The sequence below is a fragment of the Rhodovulum euryhalinum genome (assembly GCF_004342445.1).
Lineage (GTDB): Bacteria > Pseudomonadota > Alphaproteobacteria > Rhodobacterales > Rhodobacteraceae > Rhodovulum > Rhodovulum euryhalinum.
In genome coordinates this window covers 1-2,705 of record NZ_SLWW01000034.1, presented here as the reverse complement: position 1 = coordinate 2,705, position 2,705 = coordinate 1, and the positions used below count along the sequence as shown (strand labels likewise).

At 62.3% G+C, this 2,705-nt stretch carries 5 protein-coding genes; 2 read left to right on the top strand and 3 right to left on the bottom strand.

The window, feature by feature from the left end:
• Positions 1–386 (bottom strand): phage tail tube protein (locus EV655_RS18420; protein WP_243645155.1); only part of this gene is annotated, 386 nt, incomplete at its 3' end.
• A 24-nt stretch (positions 387–410) separates the two neighbouring features.
• Positions 411–833 (bottom strand): acyl-CoA transferase, encoded by a 423-nt coding sequence (locus tag EV655_RS18415; protein ID WP_132546806.1) that lies wholly within the window; start codon positions 831–833, stop codon positions 411–413.
• 115 nt (positions 834–948) lie between these two features.
• Between EV655_RS18415 and EV655_RS18410 the strand changes: the two genes are divergently transcribed.
• Positions 949–1,275: a type II toxin-antitoxin system PrlF family antitoxin gene (locus EV655_RS18410; protein WP_132546805.1), complete on the top strand. Its 327-nt coding sequence runs from the start codon at positions 949–951 to the stop codon at positions 1,273–1,275.
• Positions 1,272–1,772 (top strand): type II toxin-antitoxin system YhaV family toxin, encoded by a 501-nt coding sequence (locus tag EV655_RS18405; protein WP_132546804.1) that lies wholly within the window; start codon positions 1,272–1,274, stop codon positions 1,770–1,772. The genes EV655_RS18410 and EV655_RS18405 overlap by 4 nt, the downstream gene beginning before the upstream one ends.
• A 57-nt stretch (positions 1,773–1,829) precedes the next feature.
• Here the strand turns inward: EV655_RS18405 and EV655_RS18400 are convergent, their stop codons facing one another.
• A complete protein-coding gene (locus EV655_RS18400; RefSeq protein ID WP_132546803.1) occupies positions 1,830–2,597 on the bottom strand; it encodes a hypothetical protein in 768 nt (255 codons plus the stop codon).
• Positions 2,598–2,705: the final 108 nt, after the last annotated feature.

Sequence of the window (2,705 nt, the reverse complement as noted above, 5' to 3'; positions counted from 1 at the left end):
CAGCCCGCATACATGGCGAACCGCGGCACCTCGGGCATAACGACCTCGATGGCCATCGAGGGCAGGGTCCAGCCCCCCGACTGGAATTCGTGGGTACAAGGATCGGTGCCCGACGTGACCGGGTCCCCGAAGGCCGCCTTCAGCCAGGTGCCGAAGGCCTCGACATCGATCGGCACCACGACCTCGCCGTCGGCGGTGACCGCGTCCTTGATCGGCGCCAGCGGATCGCGGCCGTAGCCCAGCAGTTCGCTGTTCAGGAGCGGCTGTTCCGCGCCGAGTGTGGTGCGGGCGAAGGGCATCAGCCGATAGCCGCTGGCGGGAGGGGTGCCGTAAACCGTCTCGAACGCAAGCGCCATCTGCGCCCGCGCGCCGTGTGCGCGTGCCATGGGGGTCTCCTTGGATGTGGGGTGTCAGGCCAGAGGGCCGGTGGTGGTGTAATGCAGCACGACGATGATCACCGCCGCTTTCAGGGCGGCTGCGCCCTCGACGGGTAGGTCGACAGAGGCCGGGGCTTCCGGTTCAACCCAGTCGCAAAGGCCGCCGAGCGTCCGGTCAGCTTCCAGCTCCGTGCCGATGGCGGTGATCAGGTCATCGAAAGCACCGGCCCGGTCGGTGCCAGCCTGGACGACGATCTCCAGCTCGGCCCGGTGCTGGTAGTGATAGCGCAGGGGCGACAGAGTCACTTCCGGCTCGCCCGGCTGGCCGTCGCGCAGGATGATCAGTCCGGCCGCCGGGATCCGCTCCGGCAGGACCTCGTCACGCAGGGTGAGGGCGGCAAGCGGTTGTAGCCGCGCATGCAGCGCGGCGAGGACGGTCTCGCGGGTGGTGGGCATGTGTGCACCAGTGTTGCGGGTGGCCTGAAGCGCGATCCAGGCCATACAACCGCTGTGTTCTTGAATGAGTAATGCGTTTGCCTTACCTTGTGTCAGCGAGGTGAAGGAGAATCACATGCTGGCTGAACTCAAGGTCGAGTCCACGCTGACGGACAAGTATCAGACCACGATGCCCGGCGTCGTGCGCAAGGCGCTTGGCCTGAAAAAGCGTGACCGCATCTCCTACACCATTCTGCCTGAAGGCGATGTCCTGCTTCGCCGCGCCTCGGATACCGCGGAAGACCCTGCCATCGGCGCATTTCTCGCGTTTCTGGCGCAGGACATCCGCCAGAATCCCGGCCATGTCCGTGGCCTGGACGCACCGCTGCGCGCCAAGCTGGCCGAGCTCGTTGACGGTGTCGACGTGGACCTTGATGCGGCGCTGTCGCCCGAAGATGAATGACGGAAGCCTCCAATGTGCCGTTGGTCGTGAACGGCTGGACCCTGTTCGCGCACCCATTGTTTCTTGATCAGGTGGCGGAACTTGCCGAGAAGGTCTCGGCCCTGAAGGCTGCAAACCCGGCTGCCTATCGCAGCAAGAATGCAACCAAGCGCCTTGCTGCGATCAACAAGCTGATTTTCGAGGAAATTCCGTCCGACCCCGCCGACCCGAAGTTCCGGCAGGGCAATGCGCTTGGCGACGAGCACCGGCACTGGTTCCGGGCGAAGTTCTTTCAGCAGTACCGGCTTTTTTTCCGCTTTCACGCCGAAAGCCGCATCATCATCTTCGCCTGGGTGAACGACGACACCACGCTGCGCGCCTATGACAGCCGCACGGATGCCTATCGGGTGTTCAAGGGCATGCTCGAGGACGGCAACCCGCCCGACGATTGGAAAGCACTGCTTGCCAGCGTTCAGTCAGCCTCCGGTCGGCTTGCCGCGTTGATCGAGCAGAAGTGACGTCGCATCCCAAGTCGAAGAAGTGTCGACGTGGCTAAGCGCCGAAGGTTCTTAAACCTAGTCCGAGGATATCACGTCCCACATCGCAAGCATTTCACGCATCACACGCTTGTCCGCATCGGACACGACGTAATCATCGTAGAATTGCTGCCCGTTGAAGCGCACCACGGCGCGGTCGGCTTCGGCAATTCGGCGTGCAAGTGCCACAGCCGTATCGCCGCGCAAGCTAGCGAATTCCCATATCTCGGTGTCGTTGTCACGAAACCATTGACCGACCGGCACCCGGGTTGTTTCCCCGTCGATATTGATCGATGCGCTTTGGACGAACAGCCAACCGCTGCGAGAGGTGTAGTTGAAGAACAGTTCCATGGTCTGCTGACCGCTGCTGGATTCAATCAGGTACAGGGTCACGTAATTTCGGATATCCTGGTAGCGAGGTGACGACGGATGCCGAGCCCAGGAGGATCCATCGAACTCGGCAGTTGTCCTGACCAAGCGTCCCTCCAGCGCTCTGGCAGTTCTTTGCAACTGCTCTCGTTCGGCTTCGATGGCCTGCTCGTAACGCGCAACTCTGTCTCGGTAGGTCTGGTCTTCTGGATCGATCCTTGCCAGTGCCTGATAGGCGACCAAGTTTCGCTCAGCCTGAGCGGCGGGAATGGGTCGGACGTAAGCGGTGACGGCCGCCTCAAGCGCGTCACGCTCAGGACTTGGGGGTGGGGCAAACGTTTGATCCGCCGCGATCTCGCGCACAACCGCGTCGATGTCTGCCCCATTTGCCTGAAGCCGAGTTAGGTAGTCTGCAAGCCGGGTATCGGCCTCAGGCAATTCTGCAGGTGATGGGCATTGTTGCAGAACTCTCGCCGTGAAGGATTCACATCACGAATCCATGCGGTTAGACGGGTGGCATGAGCAAGCCCAAGCCCGCCCGTTACC